Origin of the sequence: Flavobacterium sp. PLA-1-15, from assembly GCF_049060005.1 — a bacterium.
Classification (GTDB): domain Bacteria; phylum Bacteroidota; class Bacteroidia; order Flavobacteriales; family Flavobacteriaceae; genus Flavobacterium.
The window spans coordinates 1-25,481 of sequence record NZ_JBMGQS010000004.1; the positions used below are offsets into that span (position 1 = coordinate 1).

Annotated in this window: 16 protein-coding genes and 2 pseudogenes; 13 read left to right on the plus strand and 5 right to left on the minus strand. The window is 37.9% G+C overall.

Annotation, left to right across the window (positions count from 1 at the left end; all coding sequences use genetic code 11):
• The 8 genes and pseudogenes from ACI6PS_RS04370 to ACI6PS_RS04405 form a co-directional block, all read left to right on the plus strand.
• Window positions 1–807 (plus strand): annotated as a pseudogene (locus ACI6PS_RS04370) (hypothetical protein); the annotation flags it as partial.
• A gap of 83 nt (window positions 808–890) precedes the next feature.
• Window positions 891–3,881 carry a hypothetical protein gene (locus ACI6PS_RS04375; protein WP_421011337.1) on the plus strand — a complete coding sequence of 997 codons (2,991 nt, stop codon included), beginning with the start codon at window positions 891–893 and terminating at the stop codon, window positions 3,879–3,881.
• 41 nt (window positions 3,882–3,922) lie between these two features.
• Window positions 3,923–4,402, plus strand: coding sequence for a hypothetical protein (locus ACI6PS_RS04380; RefSeq protein WP_421011338.1), 480 nt, complete (start codon window positions 3,923–3,925; stop codon window positions 4,400–4,402).
• A 395-nt stretch (window positions 4,403–4,797) separates the two neighbouring features.
• Complete coding sequence (locus tag ACI6PS_RS04385; RefSeq protein ID WP_421011339.1) at window positions 4,798–9,060, plus strand: beta strand repeat-containing protein; 4,263 nt, start codon at window positions 4,798–4,800, stop codon at window positions 9,058–9,060.
• A gap of 24 nt (window positions 9,061–9,084) precedes the next feature.
• Window positions 9,085–9,570 (plus strand): hypothetical protein, encoded by a 486-nt coding sequence (locus tag ACI6PS_RS04390; RefSeq protein WP_421011340.1) that lies wholly within the window; start codon window positions 9,085–9,087, stop codon window positions 9,568–9,570.
• Between the two features lie 287 nt (window positions 9,571–9,857).
• Window positions 9,858–11,093 (plus strand): gliding motility-associated C-terminal domain-containing protein, encoded by a 1,236-nt coding sequence (locus ACI6PS_RS04395; RefSeq protein WP_421011341.1) that lies wholly within the window; start codon window positions 9,858–9,860, stop codon window positions 11,091–11,093.
• A 32-nt stretch (window positions 11,094–11,125) separates the two neighbouring features.
• Window positions 11,126–12,037: a type IX secretion system membrane protein PorP/SprF gene (locus tag ACI6PS_RS04400; RefSeq protein ID WP_421011475.1), complete on the plus strand. Its 912-nt coding sequence runs from the start codon at window positions 11,126–11,128 to the stop codon at window positions 12,035–12,037.
• Window positions 12,038–12,047: 10 nt separating this feature from the next.
• A pseudogene (locus ACI6PS_RS04405) lies at window positions 12,048–13,985 on the plus strand (OmpA family protein).
• 189 nt (window positions 13,986–14,174) lie between these two features.
• Here ACI6PS_RS04405 and ACI6PS_RS04410 read toward each other — a convergent pair.
• From ACI6PS_RS04410 to ACI6PS_RS04430, 5 genes are all read right to left on the minus strand, one after another.
• A complete protein-coding gene (locus ACI6PS_RS04410; protein WP_421011342.1) occupies window positions 14,175–14,834 on the minus strand; it encodes a response regulator in 660 nt (219 codons plus the stop codon).
• 2 nt (window positions 14,835–14,836) lie between these two features.
• Complete coding sequence (locus ACI6PS_RS04415) at window positions 14,837–15,613, minus strand: sensor histidine kinase (protein WP_421011343.1); 777 nt, start codon at window positions 15,611–15,613, stop codon at window positions 14,837–14,839.
• Window positions 15,603–16,229: a hypothetical protein gene (locus tag ACI6PS_RS04420; RefSeq protein WP_421011344.1), complete on the minus strand. Its 627-nt coding sequence runs from the start codon at window positions 16,227–16,229 to the stop codon at window positions 15,603–15,605. Before ACI6PS_RS04420 ends, ACI6PS_RS04415 begins: the two co-directional genes overlap by 11 nt.
• Before the next feature lie 108 nt (window positions 16,230–16,337).
• Window positions 16,338–17,039, minus strand: a complete 702-nt coding sequence (locus tag ACI6PS_RS04425; RefSeq protein ID WP_421011345.1) for a hypothetical protein — start codon at window positions 17,037–17,039, stop codon at window positions 16,338–16,340.
• A 43-nt stretch (window positions 17,040–17,082) separates the two neighbouring features.
• Entirely contained in the window at window positions 17,083–17,226 is a 144-nt protein-coding gene (locus tag ACI6PS_RS04430) for a hypothetical protein (protein ID WP_421011346.1), read from the minus strand.
• 347 nt (window positions 17,227–17,573) lie between these two features.
• On the opposite strand from ACI6PS_RS04430, the gene ACI6PS_RS04435 reads away from it, so the two are divergent.
• From ACI6PS_RS04435 to ACI6PS_RS04455, 5 genes are all read left to right on the plus strand, one after another.
• The gene (locus ACI6PS_RS04435) at window positions 17,574–18,098 is read left to right on the plus strand and encodes a DUF4494 domain-containing protein (RefSeq protein WP_421011347.1); all 525 of its coding nucleotides are present in this window, start codon (window positions 17,574–17,576) and stop codon (window positions 18,096–18,098) included.
• Window positions 18,099–18,292: 194 nt separating this feature from the next.
• A complete protein-coding gene (locus tag ACI6PS_RS04440) occupies window positions 18,293–21,727 on the plus strand; it encodes a T9SS type B sorting domain-containing protein (protein WP_421011348.1) in 3,435 nt (1,144 codons plus the stop codon).
• 125 nt (window positions 21,728–21,852) lie between these two features.
• Entirely contained in the window at window positions 21,853–22,338 is a 486-nt protein-coding gene (locus ACI6PS_RS04445) for a biotin/lipoyl-containing protein (protein WP_421011349.1), read from the plus strand.
• 3 nt (window positions 22,339–22,341) lie between these two features.
• Window positions 22,342–23,784 carry an acetyl-CoA carboxylase biotin carboxylase subunit gene (gene accC, locus ACI6PS_RS04450; RefSeq protein ID WP_421011350.1) on the plus strand — a complete coding sequence of 481 codons (1,443 nt, stop codon included), beginning with the start codon at window positions 22,342–22,344 and terminating at the stop codon, window positions 23,782–23,784.
• A 2-nt stretch (window positions 23,785–23,786) separates the two neighbouring features.
• Entirely contained in the window at window positions 23,787–25,328 is a 1,542-nt protein-coding gene (locus ACI6PS_RS04455; RefSeq protein WP_421011351.1) for an acyl-CoA carboxylase subunit beta, read from the plus strand.
• Window positions 25,329–25,481: the final 153 nt, after the last annotated feature.

Genomic DNA, 25,481 nt, shown 5'->3' on the forward strand with positions numbered 1-25,481 from the left:
GGTAACCAAGGACCGATAGGAAATCAGGGACCGGATGGTAACCAAGGACCAGATGGTAACCAAGGACCGATAGGAAACCAAGGACCGATAGGTAATCAAGGACCAATAGGAAATCAGGGACCAGACGGTAATCAAGGACCGATAGGTAATCAAGGACCGGATGGTAATCAAGGACCGATAGGAAATCAGGGACCGGATGGTAACCAAGGACCGATAGGAAATCAGGGACCGATAGGACCACAAGGACCTGTAGGTAACCAAGGACCAGATGGTAACGCGGGTGTAGGAGGAAAAACCGAAGGGGTGGCAGTTGCTACTGGTACACCGGGGGTAACCGTGACAGGTTCTGGAACCGATGCAGATCCTTATAAAGTGGCTACTAATCTGACCACGTTTGTTCAGGATAATGCTACCGGAATTATCACCTATAAGGATGAAAACAATGATCTGCATACTGCTGATGTAGTGAGTACGGATGCAGGTAACCAGATAAAAGTGGGTACTGATGGTGGTGCTTTCTATAAAGCCGAGAACAAGGTTGTGAAAACGGCGACAGCTTATTCTGTTTTGGATGATGACAATACGATATTGATCAATACTTCAGCTGGAGGTGTATCTATCGCTATTCCTGCCGCAACAGCCAATGAGGGAAGAATATTGGTATTGCGTAAAACAGACACAAGTGGTAATACCGTAACCTTGAGCCAGCCAGTTAGGATTTCTGAAACAGTGAGCTTTACGACATTTAATATAAACAGTACGATACGTATACAAAGTGATGGAACTGATTGGTATAAAATTGACTAATTGAAAAGAGCGTGAAAGGTATAGCCTCGGCTCTTACTCTTTTGAATTGCAAAACTGTTTTCTAAAATAAAATTAATAGCGTTATGAAAAAAATAACAAAAAATATAGCAGCCCTTATTGCACTTGGTATTGGAAGTACGACCATAGGAACTGCACAGATTACCCATCAAAAAATAGGGGATAATCCCACTACCATCAATTCCAGTGCAGTTTTGGAGGTAGAAAGTACTGATAAAGGAGCCTTATTGCCACGTATAGCGTTGACCGATCTTAAGGATGCAACCACTATAGCCAATGCGGCTAATGCTCTTACGGTTTTTAATACTGCAACAGCAGGTACTGCCCCAAACGATGTTACACCGGGTTATTACTATTGGAAAAAAGATGAAATTATTCCTGCCAACAGTACATGGGTACGATTAACAGACGGAGCTACTCCGACACCTTATTGGTCTTTGGTAGGAAATGCAGGAACTGATCCTGCCAATAATTTTTTAGGTACTACTGACAACCAAGATTTGATCTTTAAAGTGAACAATAGTATCAGGCTTATTGGTCCAAAAAGTTCCAACATGTATTTGCTTTCTGGTGCACCATCTATGTTGAATAGTTATTTATCAAATCCTTTGACAGGTAAATACTTTGGAGGTTTTACTACCTTTAATGGGGAACACTCAATTTATAATTTTTCTGAAACAGGACAATCTTATGGATGGAACAGTGGTGCAGCAAGCGGTACCCCAGCAGCACCGGGAATACCTGATACAGGTGCTTTAATGAGTACCGTTAATGGAATGCTATACGATGGTACCAACTTTATAAAAGTTGCCCGTATGCGTATGCATGCTGACGGAACGCCAACCGCGACCAGCTTACCTACTAAAATTACGTTTTGGACAACTCCAGCTAATAGTAAAGCAGATGTAGAGCGATTGGTTATAAAAAATAATGGTAATGTTGGTATAGGATTGACTTATCCGGGGAATCCAAGCAATATGTTACATGTTAGAAATGCATCAGGTAATCCTGTTCGTTTTGAAGGACTGCAAACAGGAGTTGCTACAGATGATGTAGTGGTAGCTGATAATACAGGTGTATTGAAAACGGTTGCTCCATCTAGTTTAGCGGTAGAGCCATGGAATGTAAGAGGAACGGCAACTACAAAAGCAACGGATAATGCTCAAAATATTTATCAAAAAGGGAATGTCGCTATTGGTACTCAAAATGGCCTTGGTACTTTTCACATTGACACCGCTAAAGATAATCCTGCAACTGGAACACCTACAGCAACAAATGTCCTAGATGATTTTATCACTTCCGACCGAGGCAGGTTTGGTTTTGGTTACTATCCAAGTGATGTGTTTAATGCGTCTGGTCAATTTGACGATAAAGTTACCTTTCAAGCCAATGACGATTTGGATTTGAATTACAGTTTAGCTACGACCGATAATGGACAGGCTATCGTTCATCGTAATATAATTTCCAGCGGAACAATTGAAACACGAACAGCTAGACCAACGGGTACTTCAATTGCTGCCTTCGAAGGGCATACCTCTGTACAAAACAGAGGCTACGGATTATCAAGTTTGGGAGTTACTCAGCAACGTGCTGGGATGGTTCTTAGAACAGGTAAGTACAATGATCTAGGAGGAGAGATTTGGTTTGGAGTTTCAGGAGCTTCTGCTGGTGATGGAGGTAAAACTTTAGTGAATGCTGCAGGAGTTAAATACCGTGCCGTGATGGATCAAAAAGGAAACTGGGCCTTTGGATCAGATCCTAACTTTGATAACTTTTGGAGAAGTCCTAGCGAGCGTCTGGATTTAATTTTGGGAGGTATGCGTATTGGTGCATTAGGCTATGGGCCGTTAGCGGCCTGGAGAGTTGCCGAAATCGCAGAACGACCAAATTACATCAGTACCGATGCTAACGACAGATTGGTAGTAGCCGATGCCAATGGTGTTTTAAAAGTAAAAGAGGTAGCTACTATTTTGCCAACCGAGCCATGGAGAGTCCAAACTACAACCAATAACGCTACTGCAAATGCAGATCATATTTATCAGACTGGTAGAGTAGGTGTAGGTGATTTTAGTATGGCATTCCCAGTAGGATACACTCCAAAGAAATTAGAAGTAAAAGGAGACTTTAAATCTGAAACTATTGTAGGGGGTAATCTAGTTGGAATGGAGGTGAATAGTCCTTTAGTGACACAGGGTGCAGGAACGTATTGGATTAATCCCACTACACGTGAAGCGCATTCTATGAGTGTTGGCCAATTTGGAGCAAGTGCAACCGTCATTGATGATTATGCAGCGGCTGTACCAGGGAAAGTTTCCAATTTTATACTTGATTTGAATGCTGTAAATGTATATTCTAAGCATAATGGAGAAGCAAAACAGGGAACATTGGAAGTAAACGGAGCCAATGGTTATTTTGCCTTGTATGCCAACGAACACAACAAGTTTGGAGCAATGGTTAAATCCGCTGGAGAAGATGGCTTGTTATTGTATCACGCCAATTCTGAAGCTGGTGACAATGTGAGCTTGAAAAACAGAACCGAAGTTGTTGTTAAAAAAGCAGACGGAGTTACCTTCCATCATCATGATGCTTCAGGTACTCTAAGCGGATCCTATACATTTCCAAAAACAAATGGAACAAACGGCCAGGTGATGACTAGAAGTACAGGCAATTCAGTTGTTTGGGCAGATGCAATTCCTAAATTCTTCTACGCGCCATCAATGGTAATGCCTACCAGCACAACTGGCGGATTACCAGCACACGTAAGCTATGCAGGAGGCGTTTTTACGGTTGATTTGCATGCGGTTTACAGCAACCAATATGGAATGACTGGCAATGTGGCTGGACCTACAAGAACTGCATTAAAGAGTCCAAGCGCCACTACGCTTCCTGTTGTTCCTGCTGTCAATCTGGAGTATTTTGTTACCTATTTTGACAATACGGTTTTTAATCCTGACACGATACAGTTGACAAATGCGGGTATATTGACTTATGAAATCTTGCCTGGAGCAGTGGTTACTGAAAAAACGTACATGAACATCACTTTTAAAGTAAAATAACTACTAGATCTTTTAAAATAACTCATCAAAATTTTATTCTTATGGCACTTACAAATTTAAACAACGTTCATTTCTCAGCAACGACTATAACAGAGGCGAACAATACCCTAACTGATTTAGAAAACACGCTTGCTGGTACAAACATCAAACTTACCGCCGAAGAGCGTCAACGCTACGGCAGTATTCACGAACAAAACAAATTGTTTGTAAACAAGGTGTACGATTATAACAAAAGTCAACCTTCCTTAAGCACTACTGAGGTAGATTGGAAGGAGTTTAACAACGACCATGACAGCCGTTTAAACTTGGAAAAAATCATTACCCGATTAGAAAACCTAACCATCAAGCTAAAAAATGCCAAAACCCTGCACGATTTTGACAACTTTCAAGCAGCTTTGATAGATTATGCCTATACTAATTTTATGGCAGGTACGGGTGCAGCAGGTTTTGAAACCAAACAAGCCGAACTGAAACAGTTTTTTACCAAGACGGCATCTAAAAATACACCTGCAGAAGACTAAAATACCCATACTGTGTATTGATTTACTAGTACGGCGCATCAAAATACTGCTCTCGCTAGGTTAGATACACATACCTTGAGGTAAATAAATAATCTGTTGGGGTATACCAACCCCGACAGACTATTTTAAAGCCTCAAAAATGGGTTAAACAACCTCAAAATAGTATTGATATTACCTTAACACATCATTAAATAACCTCGGGAAAGCATTAAATGACCCCGGCAAAGCATTGCACAATCCTAACCAATTATTATTTAACCCAGTTGCATAGGTTAGAAACCTAAAACAGTAAAAAAAATAGTTGTTACCAGGGATATTATTTATAAGTGCTGTGTAGCTAATTAAAACAAATTAACAAGGTAGGAAAACAGCTCTGTTAATGAAATTTGTAAACAATGAAAAAAATACTACTATTATTAATAGCCTTCATTTGTACCGCAAATGCTTTCGCCGTAGATTTCTACTGGAAAAGCACCGGCCGTGCCGACCAGATTTATACCAATGCAGCCAACTGGGAAAGTGCTCCGGGCTCTGGCACGCCTGCCAATGGTTCTTTGGCGCCGTCTTCTATTGATGATGTTTACTTTCCGGTGGGAAATTTAACCCAGACTATTACTATATCTTCAGGTGCGGCGGCAAGAAATTTCAATGTGCTTTCTACTGGGATAATTACTTTAGGTACTGTAAACGTTTATGGCAATTTCACTTCAAACGGGAAACATTTGTTCTCTAGTGGTATGACTTTTTTGGGAACAGGAAGTCATACCATAGATATGGGAGATAATCTTCCGCATACTAGCGGTACAACCGGTGGTGATTTTTTGTTTTCTGGTACAGGAACTTATACTTTATTGAGTGATTTAAACTTACCGCTTAAATCGATTGGCATTAGCAATTCCACCTTTATAGCCAATGGTTTTTGGGTGCAAGTGGGTTCTTTTAGTATTGGCAATACAGTTACCGGCACCAAAACAGTAAACTTAGCCAACAGCAAGTTGTCTGTTAATCGAGGAGCAGCTAATAGTGGGGCAATTGTAATTGCGGCAAGGCCAACAACTACAAGTTATGATTGGACCAATGCGGAGATTTATATAAATCAAAGTACAAATAGTACATTTATTCAACTGGGAGGTGATGCAGATGGCACTAGTATTACAGGAATTAAATCTATAACTTTTACAGAAACTACGCCAGGTGTAACAGCGGAACAAATTCGTAGTAATGCACCAAATTTTACCTTAGGAGTTACCGATTTTGATATTAATGTTTCAGCATTCAATTTTACATCTGGTTCTCTAATCAATTTAAATATCACTAATCTTAACTTGCTGAAGCCAGTAGATATTACTTCAACAGCACTCTTAAAATTAAATTTAGGTACTATTAATGAAGCGGTAAGTTGCATAGGGCAGTCGAGCATCCGTTCAGAAGGTGGTACACCAATCTCTTTTAATGCAACGGTTCCAATATCCACCTCAAACATAGGTTTTAAAAGCATTACTTTTTTAGGCAGTACAGTTACAATTCCTGTAAATAACGATTTAGGTTTAAATACAGGAACTTACGCTACAAGTACAGCTTCAACTTCGCGTTCATTTTATTGGGTTGGCGGTACAGGTAATTGGAACGATCCTACCAAATGGTCTGTAATTGGCAGTGGCGGTGCTACGCAAGCGTCTACAGGTTGTATACCAAATTATAACGATGATGTGTATTTTGATGCCAACTCGTTTACATCCTCTGCACAAATTGTTACTATTGGCAGCAGTGCTAGTACTACTAACATGGCTTATGCGCGTAATGTGTATTGGACAGACTCAAGCAGGAGAGGAAGGCTTACAGGCGGCGGACTAAACATTAATGGCAGTGCCGATTTTTCTGGCAGTACAGGTGTAGCATCTGCATTAGTATATGTAGGCTCGGGAAACCATACCGTAAAATCGGGAAGCACAGCTTACACATCTGGTTCTATACAATTTTTTGGTACTGGTATTTATACTTTAACAGATGATTTAACTGTAACTTCAGCTTTGTTGCAAATAAGTGCAGGTACTTTTAACAGCAATGGTAAAAATATTACAGCTAGGCGATTTGTTAGCTCATCAATACCTTATTCAACAGATAATATACGCCATATTAATATTTCAAACTCAATATTAATTTTTAGCGAAAGTTCAGTTGGGTCAGGGAGTAGTGCTTTTGCGCTTAATACTCCTTTCCTAGGTTCTTTTAATGCAACAGGGTCTACGATTAATTGCACAGCAACGCAGCCACAGTTTTATGTAAACGGGCATAACGCAGATGTGCTTTTAAGTACAATAACTTTTAACGATATTAATTTTACGTCAAATACAAATAGCGCTCTATTTGTAAATTCAGGGGTGCTCAACTTTGTAGCTAACAATATTAGATTTAATAGCAATGCTACTATTCAACAAATTCTTGGTGCAGCTCCAACGCATCGAGTAAATACCTATAATTTCAGTCCTGGTAAGGTTTATTCGTTTTACACATCATCAAACGCATCTACTGCACCTGTCTATACTGTCGTTAATAGCATTAATACCAATAGTATTGGCAGTTGCTCTCCTAAAGTGACTATACAGTCTAGTTCGGCAGGTTATAGAGCAAAAATCTATAAAGCAAGCTTACCATTTGAGGTAAGTAATGCCATTATGAAAGATATTAATGCCACAGGTGCTATTATAACGGTACCAGGTGGTGAAGATTTGGGGAATAATCTAAACGTAAATATTACTTCAAATCCATCACAAGATTTTTATTGGGTAGGTGGCACTGGAAATTGGAACGATGCCTCGCATTGGAGTATTGCTGTTTCGGGTGGTAACCCAGCAACCACTAATACAAATAATTGTGTTCCAAGTTTAAATGATAATGTGTTTTTTGACGGAAATTCATTTACTGGAAACAACCAAACGATAACTATTGATATTGATGCAAGTTGCCGTAATATGACGTGGGATAGTGCAGTAAGCAGTCGCACCCCAATTTTTGCAGGTATTACGGGACTTAATTTAAACACTTATGGATTCGTAAGGCTGGCGCCAAACATGACCTTCCCTTTTGCCGGCAATTGGAATATGAGAGGAAATTCGTTGATCGCTAATTCTAACGCTATTACTACAAATGGAGTGGTAGTAAGAAGCATATTAACACTTAACGGAGGTGGTAGGTACGATTTCTTAGATAATTTTATTTCTACCAGTAATATTAGATTTAGTTCTGGTCAGTTTTACACTAATAGTAATAATATTACTTCTGCATCTTTAAATTTACAGGTTACAGGTAATAATAAGGCTGATATTTCAAATTCGGTAATTACGCTAAATGGAGTAGATAATACAACGACATACGCAGGTAACCATAGTACTAATTTAGCCAATTGGAATGCAACAGGAAGTACTATAAATATTAATGTAAGGGGTATTAGCATTAATACACCTACAGGCGTAACCATTGAATATGGTACGATGAATGTGAACCAGAGTATTTTGGCTACTTTAAATGGTGGATCTGGTACAGTAAAATTTACCAATCTTAATTTCTTGAGAGCTACTAGTAGCATGTCTGGAAGATTTATTGTTGATCATCTACGCTATACCAATTCTTCCGATAACAGTATAGGGTCAGGCAGTACAATAACGGTTAATAATTTTTTAACCGCAAATGGAACACCTTGCAACCCAATTAGGTTTCGTGCAACTACTCCAGGTACACCAGCAACATTTATATCAACTTTATGCAATTTTGATATTAAGTTTGCTCGTTTAACTGATATTAGAGCGGGTGGCACTTGTACAATTGCACAAAATAAGGTAGTAGGAGATGATGCCGGAGGTAATAGCAACTGGACATTTTCAACAGTTGCTGGTTTCGAGTACTTAGGTGCAGATAAAGTGTTGAAATGCAATGAGTATCCTTACACTTTAAGTACAGCTAGTTTTAATCAAGACGCGACTTCAATTTTATGGAGCAATGGTGCCACTACACCAGACATTACAGTAACCGGTCCTGGTACATATAGCGTAACCGTAACTTATGGTGCAGGTTGTAACTTGACAGATGCCATCACCTTAGGTTTAACACCAAACCCTGTACTAAATGCCGCAACCATCTATGCTTGTGAAACTACTGCAGGTGCAGCAATAGGAGATTTTAATTTAACTGATGCTAACGCCATATTGGTAAGCACTCCTGCAGATTATACTTTTAGCTATCACGCAACGTCTACAGATGCTATAGCAAATAGCAATCCATTGACTTCGCCTTACAACAGTGCCAGCGGAACTATTTATGTGAGGGTGGTGGAAACTGCTACTGGCTGTTACAGTACCAGAAACATTGTTTTAACGGTTAGGGCAAAGGTTTCGCCAACAGTTGCACCTAATCAAAAGATTTGTGCTACCGTACATACATCGTTGGCCAACCTAACTATTACTGGTACCGATATTAAATGGTATGCGGATTTAGTAACTCCAACGGTATTACCAAGCACCACTTTGTTGATGAGCGGCACTACCTATTATGCCACACAGACTGTAGCAGGTGGTTGCGAAAGTGATCGTGTTCCGGTAACGGTGGTCTTGGAGAATTGTAGCAGAAGCAATCCTTCTCTAAGAATGAGAGCAAAAAAATAGAGTAGTCGGAGTAAAATGATGAAGATGGATGTTTTGCTAAAAGGGTTTGGACGACTTGATTTAAAAGCTCTTAACGAGTATTATGAAGGATTCATGATGCTTAATGGCGAAATGATTCAGATGGATTTGAATTTTGAAAATAAAACAATCGATGCATCAAAAATCAATTCTGTTGAGAAAATTTTCGATACCATAGCAACATTTGATGAAAAGAATAGAATGTACATCAGCCAAAACTGTAACAGTAAAACAGAGAACAATATTGGCAAGCAGATAAAAAATTATATAGAAAAGACCGCAATAACACCAATCAATTCCAAAGAAGTATTTTTAGAAGTAGATGAAAACATTGCAGGGAAGTTGCAATTGAAAAGAATCGGTTTCTTTTTGAACGATAGCGATTTAGAGATGAGCTTTGATTATGCCATCGGGCATGATTTGAAAGGTTGTTTTGTTGTAGTACATACGGACAAGGACGGAAGCTTATTTGAGATTGAATTGGAATGTTAAAGGAGGAAAATAAAAAGGTTTAGTTGAAAACGAGAAGATAAAAAATAATCAATAATGAAAAATACAAGAATACCTTTCAGCGATTTGGAGGAAACGCCCGTTTCCTAGCTGTTTATATTTGGGGAAATATAATTTGGTATTCCATCAAGGAGCAGACGGCATACTGTAATGATTTACGACTACAAGTATTGGATTGGGGTTCCATGTAAATCTTTCAAATCAGGGTCGTATGCCGTCGTCCTTACTTTTTTAGAATTTAGAAAAACGAAATAAAGAATATAAAATATATGAAAACGCTAATAGGTTCAATAGTTCTGTACTTGCTGACTTTTCAGGCAGAAGCCCAGACGGTCAACCAAGGTACAATGGTGGTGATGCCTGGAACAGTTGTCAGCACGCTTTTCGATTTTGACAATAAGCAGAGCGGAGACTTCGTAAATGATGGAGCGTTCTACGTGTATGCCAATTTCAACAACGAGGGACTTGTTACCTTCACACCAGGCCCTGCGTCCGAAGGATACACACGCTTCCAAGGGAATTCGGTACAGAAAATATCGGGGCAGTCTCCGAGTGAATTTCAGGACGTGCTTTTTTACAACCAATCGACACAGCCTGCGTTCCAACTCTCCAATACCATCAGTATTTCGGGCAATGCAGAATTCAACCAAGGTGTTGTTGACAACGACAATCACGGAGGGAGTATTTCTTTCGAGCAGGATGCCACACACACCAATACCTGGAACGGAAGTCATGTGGATGGAAAAGTGATCAAGAACGGAAGCACTGACTTTATTTATCCTATTGGAGATAAAAATCTGTACCGTTTTGCGAGGATATCAGCTCCAACGGAAGTGGCTTCAACCTTTACAGGGAAATATTTCTTTGAAAATTCTGCTCCATTGTATCCGCATACAAGCAAGCAAAAAGAGATAGAACACATCAATAACAAAGAATATTGGACTATCACTAAGGATGGTGGTACTGCTGATATTCTTTTGACCCTAAGTTGGGACGAATTGACGACGACCCCAACAGACGTTATTGCCTCTCCCGAAAGTGACATCCATATTGTGAGATGGGATGAAGGGTTACAAAAATGGGTAGATGAGGGTGGAGTTGCAGATGTTGCTTCCAGAACCGTAACTACCACAGTGGCAGTTTCCGGATATGGCGTTTTTACGCTTGGTCGTGTTAAAAATAACGATCCCACTTGTGTAGAAATCTATAATGCCGTTACGCCAAACAATATAGATAATAAAAATGACTACTTCTTTATAGATTGTTTGGAGAATTATCCAAACAATACCGTAGAGGTTTTCAACCGTTGGGGAGTAAAAGTATTCGGTACAAAAGGTTATGATACCAATGGCAATGTATTTAGAGGTTATTCTCACGGAAGAACTACTATTGATGGAAGTGATAAATTGCCTACAGGAACCTATTTCTACATACTTACCTATGAGGATACAGCAAGTTCCAAAACCCATAAAAGAGCAGGATATCTGTATCTGCAAGCCGAATAAACTAGGATAAAAGCAAGAAAATGAAAAAAAATATGGTAAAGCAAGTCTATTACTTGACTTTGATGTTGATATCCGGAGGGGCATTTGCGCAACAGGATTCTCAATTTACACAATATATGTATAATCCAGTAAACTTTAATCCAGCTTACGCAGGATCAAGAGAGGTGATGAGTGTTTTTGCGATGCACCGCACCCAATGGGTTGGCTTAGATGGTGCTCCGGTGACAAATACCGTTTCGGTACATACTCCTATCGAAAACAGATCTGTAGGAATAGGTGCATCATTTGTAAACGATAGAATAGGACCATCGGATGAGAATACAATTTCTATTGATGTTTCCTATACAGTTCCAACTTCTGATTATTATAAATTGGCATTTGGACTCAAAACTACTGCCAATTTACTGAATGTAGATTATACCAAGTTAAAGCAACAAGAAGGCGACCCAGAACTACAGTATAATATTGACAATAGGTTTAGCCCTAACATTGGTGCGGGTGTGTTTTGGTATTCAGATCACTCTTATTTAGGGCTTTCAGTTCCTAATTTTCTTGAGACCAAACATTTTGATGGAATGAACAACTCGGTTGCCAAAGAGCGAATGCACTACCATTTTATAGGAGGATATGTTTTTGACTTAAGTCCGGACCTAAAATTTAAGCCCTCTTTTTTAATCAAAGCTGTAGAAAATGCTCCTTTGCAAGCCGATGTTTCTGCCAATTTCCTATACAATGAGAAATTTACAATTGGAGTGGCTTACAGATGGAGTGCGGCATTGAGTGCTATGGTAGGGTTTCAAATAACCGATGGATTGCTGGCGGGTTATGCTTATGATGCCGAAACTACAAAACTAGCCAACTACAACTCAGGTTCGCATGAAATATTCCTGAGATTTGAACTGTTCAAGAACTATGACAAGATAATTTCTCCAAGATTCTTCTAAAAAAGCAAATATGAAATATCAATATATATACATAGCAATATTAACAGCCGTCACAATTACTGTTCAAGCCCAGAAAACAAAAATTAAAAAGGCAGACAGAGATTATGAAAATTTTGCCTATGTAGATGCCATTAAAACGTATGAACGTGTAGCCGAAAAAGGGTACAAGGATGCTGAAATGTTCAAGAAGTTGGGTAATGCCTATTATTTTAATGCAGAGCTGAATAAGGCTGAAAAATGGTATACTGCACTATTTTCAATGGACAAAGAAGTGGAACCTGAGTACTATTACCGCTATTCACAAGCATTGAAATCTGTTGGAAAATATGATGAGGCTAATGGAATGTTGGAAATCTTTAATGAAAAGAGTGGTAATGATTCCCGAGCCAAATTATACAGCAAGCAGAAAAATTACCTGAAAATTATTGAAGAGAATTCAGGGCGATATATAACAGAAAATGCCGGCATCAATTCTGAATATCAGGACTATGGCACTGCCTTCTTCAATAATCAATTAGTATTTGCAAGTTCTAGAGTTACAAAAGGATTAAGCAAGATGGTACACAAATGGAACAATCAATCCTTTACAAGTCTTTATGCTGCTGCGGTTGATGGTGATGGGAACTTGCAGGAACCTGTTAGATTTCAACCGGATATTGATACAAAGTTTGATGAGGCTACACCTGTTTTTACGAATGATGGTCGTACCATCTATTTTACCAGAAGCAATTATACGGATGGCAAAAAACGCAAAAGCGACGATAGAATAACACTTTTGAAATTGTATAAGGCTACCTTGAATGAAAGCGGAAATTTCATCAACGTGATGGAGCTTCCTTTTAGTAGTAATCAATACAGTACCGCACATCCTGCGCTGAGCCCAGATGAGAAAACCCTATATTTTGCCTCAGACATGCCTGGCAGCTATGGACAATCTGATCTTTACAGGGTCAGCATCAATGCAGATGGAACATTTGGAACTCCTGAAAATCTCGGGAAGGAAATCAATACCGAAGGTAAAGAGACATTTCCATTTATTTCGAATGACAACGAACTCTATTTTTCTTCGGATGGACATCCGGGGTTAGGAGGTTTGGATGTTTTCGTTTCAAAGATTCAAGACAAAGGATTCAAGGATGTAGTAAACGTCGGGACTCCCATAAACGGGCCAATGGACGATTTCTCATTTCTGATTGATACCAAGACCCAAGTAGGATTCTTCACTTCAAACAGACAGGGAGGCTTGGGCTATGATGATATTTACAAATTCAAGGAAGTCAAGAAACTAAACTGTGAGCAACTGCTAGCAGGAGTGATAACCGACTTGAAAACGGGTGAGGTTTTAGCAAATGTCAAAGTTACCTTGTTTGATGAGAAAATGAAAAACATCAAGGAAACCTATACTGATCAAGAGGGGATCTACACTTTTGATGAGGTTGAATGCGGCAAGGTGTATTATGTACGAGCAGAAAAGCGTGACTATAATACCGTTGAGGAAATGGTTGCAATAAGCAAAGAAGATGGTAAAACTGAGTTGTTGATTACTCTGGAACAGTCCATAATTCCTGTAAAAGTGGGAGATGATCTGGCCAAGATTTTCAAAATTAAGATTATCTATTTTGATTTGGATAAATGGAACATACGTCAGGATGCCGCTATTGATCTTGCAAAGATTGTAGATGTGATGAAGGATAATCCGACCATGAAAATTGATGTTCGTTCCCATACAGATAGCCGTCAGACGCACAAGTATAACGAAACATTATCGGATAAAAGAGCAAAATCTACAATTGCTTGGATGGTTTCGTAGGGAATTGAAGTTGAGAGGTTGAGCGGAAAAGGATATGGAGAAATGCAATTGATTAACAAATGCAGCGACAACATAGAATGTTCCGAAGAAGAACATCAACTCAATAGAAGAAGTGAATTTATTATAATTGAATTGTAAAAAAGGATTATAGATAATATAGGGAAACAGGACTTTGTTTTCTGTTTGATGGGGGAAATTGCTAAAAATTGTCAGAGAGGGGTTTTGAATTATTGGGTTCTTTTTTAGGATTTGGGGAAATTTTGAGAGAAACATTCTTGCCCCTCTGATGGCAATTAAAATAAAAGGATATGAAAATGGCTTTGCCTTCTAAATAAAAGGAGCAGTGATTTTGTATTTATACGAAAATAGAACCAAACCAACTTTTGATTTAATATTGAACCGATCGAACAGTGCCGTTCTATAAGATTCTATGGATTTAACAGACAAATGCATTATTTCGGCCATCTGATCGTATGTGAGTTCTCTTTCGTCACATACTAGGGTCAAAAATTCCTTTTCTCTTTTGGAAAGTTGTACAGATTCTTCAATGTGTTTTCCGCCTTGAGCATCATATTGTCGAATACGTTTTAGGATTTCTACAACGTTCGTGTAGCCAATTTTTACAATGTTGTCAATTGCTGATTTTAAATCTTGGGCTGTACAGTTTTTATGCAAAAAACCACGTGCTCCATGGTGATATGCATCATCAATAATCTGTTCGTCGAAATGTTGAGTTAAGAGTAAAACTTTGTATTCTATTTTATTTTCTTCCAGTTTTTTAAGAACTTCTATACCATTCATATTCGGCATTGAATAATCTAGAATAAAAATATCAGGTGGAGTTTCCAAAGGCAATGCCTCTAGAAAGTCAACACCGCTATCAAATTCATATGTCACCAAATAATTGTCGATTTTTTGCAATAATTCCTTTAGCCCTTGTCTTACAATCTTGTGATCGTCTATGATTCCGATGGTTATTTTATCCATAATTAAGTGTCTTTTTCTGAAAGGATTATGCTTGTGCCTTTTTCCTTTTTAGATTGAATTTCAACTGTATAATTGATGATTGAAGCCCTTGCAATAAGGTTTTTAAGTCCCAAGTTAGTTGCATTTTCCTTAATCAATTCATAATCGAATCCTTTGCCATTATCGCTGATGGTCATGACAAAACCCCTGTTGTTTTGAATTGTAATTGCTATTTCAGTTGCTTTGGAATGTTTGAACGCATTATTGATGGTTTCTTGAAAAATCCTGTAAATAACGATTTTCTCATTGATCGTAAAAGCCTTTTCAATTTTGTCTTTCTTGATGAATGTTAAAGCAATGAAAGGGTTTTTTTGCAATCGTTCTACTTCAGATTCTATTACTTTCAGCAAATCCTGTTTGGTGATAAATTGATTGTTCAAGGAATGGCTAATACTTCGAATGGATTTGGATAAATTACTAACAGATTCTGATAAGGGTTCCAACGTTTCCTTGAGCAAAGGCGAATCTAATTTGAGGTTTTCTATCTGGAAATTAATGTAGGTCAACTGTTGGCCCGCATCGTCGTGTAAATCCTGGGAGATGTTATTCAGGACCTGTTCCTGTGTTTCAATGATAGTGCTGTTGAGTGTTTTTTGAAAATCGATGTCTTTTTGGTAGATGACCTTTGTGTAATTTTTTATTTTATTGATGTAAAGCTTGCCTAAAAGGATACAAAAAAGTACTACAAGACTAGCGAATAATACACCTATTACAATACCAAAAGCGAGATTAGTGTTCATATTTTATTTTTTTTTCGCGGTATATGTATACGTTTATCAAACCATAGTAAACAAAATTCACAAAATAGCCAATAACAGTATAGAGCCTAGTGTTTCCAAAGATAATGGTGTCAGAGAGTTCCTTGCTTTTGAATCCAAATACAACACTTAGTCCAAAAAAGAACAAGACAGGGGCAAAGATCAATATGTAACTATTTGATAAAAAGAATTCTAAGTCTTCTATTTTGAGTCTGTAGAAACTTTCCCAAATAAAAAAAATGAGGTAAAGAAATGATCCAAAAATAAAAGTGTAGTAGTTAAACTTTTGAATTCCTTCGAATAAAAAAAGATTAACGATTCCGTAAGCAAGGAAGATAGGAAGAACAATGTTTAAAACTTTTTTACGCTTGATGATGCTGAAAAGGATGATAAGCCAAAGCGAGTGATGGAAAAACGTATTGATGTTATACGCCAAACTAATGTTTACTTTCAGATATAAAAGAATTAAGCAAACAATCTCATTAATCAGATTTATTGAAAGTATGCCAAGTAATATTCTGTGCAATTTGTTGTTGCGGTTGTAGGTAACCAAAACAATAAAGAAAGAAATTATTACCCATAATTGCGTAAAGTTCATGAATGGTAGCAGGGTTTTAATCATAATTTCACGCAGTTTCTTTTGGGGTTAAGAAAATAGGCGTGAAATTACAAAAATTAATTAATTATGAAGAAAATTAGTTCCAAATCAAGGTGGAGTTTGAGATAGATTATAGTAATGAAACATTCCATCAGATTTTATCCTAAAGATGATGATGTTTTTTTGCTTTATCGTTGCTGTTGCAAACTGGAAAACCGAACTGTTTTTTAAATTGTATTTGTCTACGATGCTTCTGAAAAGGGGAACAGAAAAACAGTTTTGATTGAACACGAAATTATCCACCATGGAAAAAGTCAAAACATTGCTACTGTTTATATTTATTGAGGTATATTTATTGTAATTAGTAGTGAGGAAATTTCCACCGTTTGAGCTAATCTGAGTTTTGATTTGAGAGAGCGTCAAATTAATATACGGCCCAATATCACTAACACTACTTATGCTAATGTTGTGAGCACATTCAATGTAAGGGTAAGTTTCTTCAAAAAAGATATAATTGCCATTTTGTCTCAACCAGGCAGCATAATCAGTTTCTTTGATCTTTGAAGCATCAATTGCAACAACGCCTTCACCCGCATTAATCTTTTTTTCACGAGTAGGCACATCGTACATGTATTCTTGATTCTGTTCCTGCCAATCGTTATAATCATCTTCAGGGATTCTGTTTACGGCAACAAAAATAAGATTGTCGCAATTTTCGGCTCCATCTTCATCACAACATTTGTAGCAGATGATAGCCAATATGAGCAGTAGCAATGATAGTAGTATAACTACAAGAGTTCTTCTCTTCATTCTTTAGATTTGTTTTTTAATTGTTTAAAAAAAGACAGGGCTATTATTTTGCAATTTTATAGCTGATTAAAAGCATGTTAAGGTTTTCTTTCTTCGTTTCTGTTTCTTGAGGTGTCTTTTTCTTAGCTGGAAAATTGAAAGAAACACTACTGCTAGCCACAATCAGGAGGAGAATAAATTTTTTCATTTTGTAGGTTTTTGGATTCAGTTTCAAAGGTTGTTCATTTTAAAAAGATATCCGATAGGGGAAACCCTATTTTTTTTCTGGTTGTTTGACTATTGTACAAATCTTGTTGCAAACTAGCTTTGTAAGTAAGTTAGAATATTCGTAACCCAACCCGTGGCAAACAGGATTTAGGGGCTTAGATCCTGTTGAAGCGGGTTTTTTATTCTTTTGAGAATGATCAAGAATCTAAAAATATTTCGTTCACTTTTCTTCTAAACAAAGCGTTTTAAATTGTGAATATCTATTTTTAGAGAAGCTCTTTTCATCTGCTATAAAATCTATCTTTGACATCCTTAAAAAAAAAAGATATGAGTGCAATTTGGTATGAATGTAAAGTAAAATATAGAAAAATTGATGATGCAACTGGAATTCAAAAAGTTACTACCGAACCTTATTTGGTAGACGCATTGTCCTATACCGAGGCAGAAAGCAGGATTAGTGAAGAAATGTCTGCCTACATCAGCGAAGAATTTAAAATTACAGGGATAAAGTACGGCAATTATGCCGAGATACATCCGTTTGAAAATGCAGATCGTTGGTTTAAAACAAGAGTCGTCTTGCTTGCATACGATGAAGAAAGCGGCAAGGAGCGCAAAACAGGAATGAATATTTTGGTTCAAGCAAATGATGTAAGAGAGGCATTCGATAATACGGTTACAGTGATGAAAAATACGATGGGAGATTATACCATAACTGCAATTTCAGAATCGCCAATCATGGATGTTTTTCCATATTTCAGTGGTGATGAAGCCGAATCGGAAGCATTGGAAAGATTCAATACACTGAAGGCATCTAAGACAGAAAAAGAAACTCCAATTTTAGAAGAAATTTAGGAGTAAAAAATAACATTACTTGGGAAACAGTTATTGTTTTGATCATTTGAGATTGATTAGGAAAAGAATAAAAATCATTACGAATCAATGAATTATCGAAAAAGTTATACAATTATAGCAATTTGTGTAAATTCAAAATTTTGTCGATAATATTATTTTTGTTTTATATATTTACCTTCTAAAAACAATCAATTTTGGCAAAAAAACTACTAATCCTTTTACTGATTTGTTTTGGGCAATTTATCTATGCCCAGAAGGAATCTAGTATTTGGTATTTTGGACGCCAAGCCGGATTGAATTTCAATACAAGTAGTCCAATAGTTCTAGATGACGGAGCGATGGATACTTTTGAAGGAAGTGCTACCATCTCAGATGCCTCAGGCCAGTTGTTGTTTTATACAAATGGAGAAAAGGTTTGGAACAGAAATCATCAACTTATGTCTAATGGAACTGATTTGATGGGAAGTTCATCAAGTTCGCAAGCGTGTATTATTATTCCTAAACCAGATTCCCCCAACCTTTATTATATTTTCACAACCGATGAATTTGGTAATTCAAAAGGATTGAGATACTCGGAAGTAGATATTTCACTTGAAAATGGTCTTGGTAATATAACTACAAATAAAAATATTCTGCTGGCAAGTCCTACTTGCGAAAAGCTTACAGCTGTTAAACATTCAAACAATAGTGATTACTGGATTGTTACACATAATTTTGGAAGTAATAAATTCATGTCATATTCTGTAACAAATCTTGGGGTAAATCCTACTCCAGTGGTGAGTGCTGTTGGAATTTCTATTACTTCCCCTGGAGAAACCGTAGGTTCCTTAAAAGCTTCGTTAGACGGTTCGAAGATGGCGAGTTGTAACTATCAAAAGAATCTTGAGCTCTATGATTTTGATGCTTCAACAGGAAAACTCAGCAATGCGAAGATCATCAATTCAAAATCTTCTAATTATGGAGCTGAATTTTCTCCATCTGGCAATTATCTTTACGTAACTACTGGAAGCAATAATTATATTCAAGAAATTGTGCAATATGATTTGATGTCTCCAAATGTTTCTACATCGTCAACATTACTTAATACCACAAATTCGCAATTTGGAGCTCTGCAATTGGCCAATGATGGAAAGATTTATGTTTCATTAGCTAATTCCAAATACCTTGGTATTATCCATCAACCGGAAAATTTAGGACAAACATGCAATTTTGAAAAAAATGGATTGTTCTTAAACCAAGGAATGTGTGTCTTTGGTTTACCCCAATCATTGCCTATTGGCTTTAATATCTTTATTGCATCACGAAGTGTTTGCCTGGGTAGTCCTACCCAATTTAGTATAACGGGGAATCAAACTGTTGTTTCTGCAAATTGGGATTTTGGCGATGGAACTTTCTCTAGCGTACTTTCTCCTTCACATACCTATACCACTCCTGGAACCTATACTGTGACCGTAAATGCTCAAAGTAATTCGGGTACTATCATCAGTCAAACTTCAAAAGTTGTGATTGCAACAATACCAGTAGCTCATTCAATAAAGAATACCGCGGTCTGCGACTCAACTATTCCTTATAATTTGACACAGCATGACAATGAGGTAAAAGGATTGCAAAACAATTCATTATTTAAAGTAGCCTATTTCGCTTCTGAAGAAAATGCTATCGCCCACAACAATATTTTACAGAGTCCTCACACACTCACTCCCGGAACAAATACTTTTTTTGCGAAGATTTACAACAATGAAAACATTAATTGTGCCTCTGTCACAAGCTTTAAAGTTATACTCCTGAACCCAATTATTGCAGGACAGCCAGTTGATTATGTAATTTGTGAGAGTCCATATGATGGTGTTGCCAATTTTAATTTTGCTCTAAAGGATAATGAAGTCTTAAATGGATTAGATTCAAGCCAATACGGAGTTACATATTACAATCATTTTGATAATGCTGTTTCGGCTACTGGATCATTGCCTATTTTGTATACAAATACAACTATGCAGGAAACAATATTTGCACGATTGGAAAGCAAGTTGAATGCTAATTGTTTTGCAATTACATCTTTTAAAATTGTGGTAGGGGAACAGCCTGTCATCGGACCACTGACCAATTTAATAGATTGTGGTGCAAATGCTTCTTTTTTTGATTTGACAGATAAAAATGCGGAAGTCCTTGGTGGCCTGTCGCCAAATGCGTTCTCAGTAAAATATTATCATACAGAGCAACAAGCATTAGAAGGTAGTAGTGCTATCATCATGCCTTATTTTACAAATCTCACCAATCAGACGATCTATGTAGCAGTTCAAAACATAAATATTTCCGGTTGCAAAGCCATCAGCAGTTTTAATTTAACGGTATTGCCAGCATTGCCTACCGCACTTCCAAAATCAATTAATGTTTGTGATGATCTCAGTAATGATGGTGTTGCTGTTTTTGATTTTGAAGAACAGACAACATATTTACTTGATGGCCAGCCGTTAGGAACGGTTGAAATTACCTATCATACTTCAGAAGCAGAAGCTATTGTTGGCAGTAACTCTATCAATGATTTTAGCAATACTTCAAATCCTCAAACCATTTTTTCACGTGTCACAAGCGGTGCAGATCCTTCCTGTTTTGAAATTCGGCCATTTACAATAGCTGTTAACAAACAACCAACTGCAATTACTCCAGATGACATCTACCTTTGCAGTGATCAGGCAGATATGTCTGCCACAATTGATTTAGAATCATTAATTGAAGAAGTTTTAGCTGGTCAATCAACAACAGATTTTACAGTTACTTTTCATGAGTCTCTATCAGAAGCACAGCTCGGAAGAGGAGCTTTACCTTATTTGTATGAAGCAGCTATAGGAAATCATACCTTGCATGTCAGAGTAGAAAACGTTAATAATCCTTCCTGCTATATAGTTGTTGATTTTGATATAAGCGTCTATCCAAAGCCTGTTATCAATATGAAAACACAGTTTACATTGTGTGAAAATAAAGACAATACAATTGAAATAGTTGCTCCACCCGGATTTGATTATTACAGTTGGTCAACAGGAGCTACCACACGTTCTATATTTGTTTCAACACCAGGAGCTATAACCCTTACTGTTGGAAATATTTACCAAGGAGTAACTTGTTCAGAAAGTTTGGTCATTAATGTAATTACTTCTTCTGTTGCGGTTATAAGAGAATTACGCGTAAGCGATTGGACGGACAGCGAAAACAGTATTGAAATTATTGTAGAGGGCGCTGGAAATTACGAATATTCAATCGACGGAGAAAACTATCAGAGCAGTCCAAAATTTAATGGATTAGAAGTAGGCGAATACATCGTTTATGTAAAAGACATCAATGGATGTGGCGTTGTCAGTCAGCAAACCTATTTCTTGATTTACCCAAAATTCTTTACGCCAAATGGAGATGGATATAATGAAAAATGGCAAATAAAGCCTTCAGTTTTAGAACCAGAGTTAAAAGTATTTATTTTTGACTTTAGCGGAAAACTAATTACTTTTCTTGACGGAAGAAGCGATGGTTGGGACGGCACCTTTAACAATCAAAAGCTTCCATCCGATGATTATTGGTTTGTAGTAGAACGAAAAAGCGGCAAAACCTTCAAAGGACATTTCACTTTGATGAGATAGCATTTGACTATTGCTTTTGTCAAAAAGAAACCAATTCACTCCAAAAAGATTGGCAAATTCTTCTTCATATTTCCTTTCGCAAACGTTTTCTTTTTCCTTATTTTTACCGTCATCAAAATTATGATATGGATAAAAGTTACCGACTCACCGTAAACAACACCACCGTTTATAACCTAAAAGCATCCGAAAGTACCGCACTTGATGCCGTAGTAATTACCCCCTCTGAATTTCACATCCTAAAAGACAATCAGCCCTACACGGCCGAAATTGTCCATGCTGATTTCCTGGCCAAAACCTATAGCGTAAAAGTCAACGGAAATCTTTATACCGTTGCCATTTCGAGTCCGCTTGACATCCTCATCAAGGACATGGGATTTGAGGTTGGTGCTTCCAAGCAAGTCAACGTTATCAAGGCGCCAATGCCGGGCTTGATATTGGAAATGAGTGTTTCTGTAGGACAGGAAGTCAAACAAAACGACTGTTTGCTTATTTTGGAAGCGATGAAAATGGAAAACAGTTTCCTTTCGCCAAGGGCAGGAATCATCAAATCCATTTCAGCCAATAAAGGCGATGCCGTAGAAAAAGGACAGTTGTTAATTGAATTCGAGTAAATTATGAAAAAAATATTAGTAGCCAACAGAGGCGAAATAGCCATAAGAGTGATGAAAACGGCTCAAAAGATGGGCATCAAAACCGTTGCCGTTTATTCAACAGCCGATAGAAATGCACCTCACGTAAAGTTTGCCGACGAAGCCGTTTGGATTGGAGAATCACCTTCGAACCAATCGTATTTATTAGCAAGCAAAATTATTGAAGTTGCGAAACAATTAAATGTTGACGGGATCCATCCTGGTTATGGATTTTTAAGTGAGAATGCTGCTTTTGCGGAAGAAGCCATCGCCAACGGCATCACGTTTATCGGTCCGAAATCCAAAGCCATCCACATGATGGGAAGTAAATTGGCGGCCAAAGAAGCTGTAAAAGCATACGATATTCCAATGGTTCCCGGTATTGATGAAGCCATCGCCGATATTGCTAAAGCAAAAAAAGTTGCTACTGAAATCGGTTTTCCTATCTTAATCAAGGCTTCTGCCGGAGGAGGTGGAAAAGGAATGCGTGTTGTAGAAAAAGAAGAAGATTTAGAATCCCAAATGACACGTGCCATCAGCGAGGCAACTTCTGCTTTTGGCGACGGTTCGGTTTTTATCGAGAAATATGTGGCCTCGCCAAGGCATATCGAAATCCAAGTGATGGCGGACAGTCATGGAAACATCTTGTATTTGTTCGAACGAGAATGCAGTATTCAACGTCGCCACCAAAAAGTTGTCGAGGAAGCACCGTCATCTGTTCTGACACCAGAATTGAGAAAACAAATGGGCGAAGCGGCGGTGAAAGTCGCTAAAGCCTGTGATTATCTTGGAGCGGGAACAGTAGAATTTTTATTAGATGAAAATCTGAATTTCTATTTCCTTGAGATGAATACGCGTCTGCAAGTAGAACATCCGGTAACGGAAATGATTACGGGTTTAGATTTGGTCGAAATGCAAATCCGAGTGGCTAGAGGCGAAGCACTTTCCATCAAACAAGAAGATTTACACATTAAAGGGCATGCGATGGAATTGCGTGTTTATGCCGAAGACCCATTAAATGATTTTCTGCCAAGTGTGGGTAATTTAGAGGTTTATACTTTGCCTGTCGGCGAAGGCATTCGAGTAGATAATGGTTTTGAACAAGGCATGGATGTCCCGATTTATTATGACCCAATGCTGGCGAAATTGATTACTTACGGAAAAACCAGAGAAGAATCCATCCAATTAATGATAAAAGCAATTGAAAGCTATCAGGTGGAAGGTGTCAGTACGACTTTGCCTTTCGGAAAATTTGTGATGGAACACGAAGCATTTCGTTCAGGTGATTTTGATACGCATTTTGTAAAAAAATATTACGATGCTGAACATCTAAAAGCCCAACAAGACAAGGAAGCGGAAGTTGCCGCGATGATTGCGCTACAACAGTATTTAAAAGATCAAAAAATCCTTCGTTTGCCAATACAATAATTATGAAAGACAAAATAAAAGTATTAGAAGATAAAATTGCCTTGGCACATTTGGGCGGAGGTCAAAACAGAATAGAAAAACAGCACGAAAAGAAAAAACTAACGGCCAGAGAAAGGGTAGAATACCTGATGGACGAAGGTTCTTTTGAGGAAATTGGGATGCTTGTAACCCACAGAACGACCGACTTCGGAATGGAGAAAGAAGTTTATTTAGGTGACGGTGTTATCACAGGTTATGGTACTATCAACGGAAGAATGGTGTATGTATTTGCTCAAGATTTTACTGTTTTTGGAGGCGCTTTATCGGAAACACATGCCGAGAAAATCTGTAAAGTAATGGATATGGCCTTGAAAACCGGAACACCAATGATTGGTCTTAACGACTCTGGTGGAGCAAGAATTCAAGAAGGTGTGCGTTCTTTGGGAGGTTATGCAGATATTTTCTTTAGAAATGTAAAAGCTTCGGGCATCATCCCGCAGATTTCTGCGATAATGGGACCTTGTGCAGGTGGAGCTGTTTATTCTCCGGCCATGACTGATTTTACGATGATGGTGGAAAATACGAGCTATATGTTTGTTACTGGTCCGAATGTCGTGAAAACCGTAACAAATGAAACCGTTACTTCCGAAGAATTGGGTGGAGCAAGTACGCATTCAACTAAATCAGGAGTAGCTCATATTACATCGGCAAACGATGTGGAATGCTTGGAAGACATTAAAAAACTGCTCAGTTATTTACCTCAAAGCAATTTAGAAACCACACCAAAAGTTCCGTTTGAATTGGGTGATGAAATTCGTGAACAGTTAAACGGAATTATTCCAGAAAATGCGAACAAACCTTATGATATGCACGATGTCATCAAAGGAATCATCGATGAAGATTCTTTTTATGAAGTGCATAAGAATTTTGCCGAAAATATATTAGTAGGATTTGCAAGAATAGGAGGAAGAAGCATCGGAATTGTAGCCAATCAGCCGATGTTTCTGGCAGGCGTTTTGGACGTAAACAGTTCCGTAAAAGCGGCACGTTTCACCAGATTCTGCGATTGTTTCAACATTCCGCTTTTAGTTTTGGTCGATGTACCGGGCTTCTTGCCGGGAACCGACCAGGAATGGAACGGAATCATTGTTCACGGTGCCAAATTGTTATACGCTTTAAGCGAAGCCACGGTTCCAAGGGTAACAGTAATTACAAGAAAAGCATATGGTGGCGCTTATGATGTGATGAACTCCAAACACATCGGGGCCGATATGAATTTTGCTTGGCCATCGGCAGAAATTGCGGTGATGGGTGCGAAAGGAGCTAGTGAAATCATCTTCAAAAAAGAAATCGCAGCGGCGGAGGATTCAACGGCAAAACTTTTGGAAAAAGAAGCGGAATATGCGGAGAAATTTGCAACGCCTTATCGTGCAGCAGAACGTGGATTTATCGACGAAGTGATTTTACCACAAGACACGAGACGAAAATTGATCAAGGCCTTTAGCATGCTCGAAAACAAAGTGAGCGAGTTGCCGAAAAGGAAACACGGAAATATTCCTTTGTAGAATTTATTTTCTAAATGATATATTCAAAGCCAATCTTGTTTTTGCAGGATTGGCTTTTTTTCTGGGTTGTTATGGATGATCGGGCTCAAATGATAATTAATTAACAATGATATGCTTACTTATAAGTTCAAATTTTGTAAGTTCGCACAACCT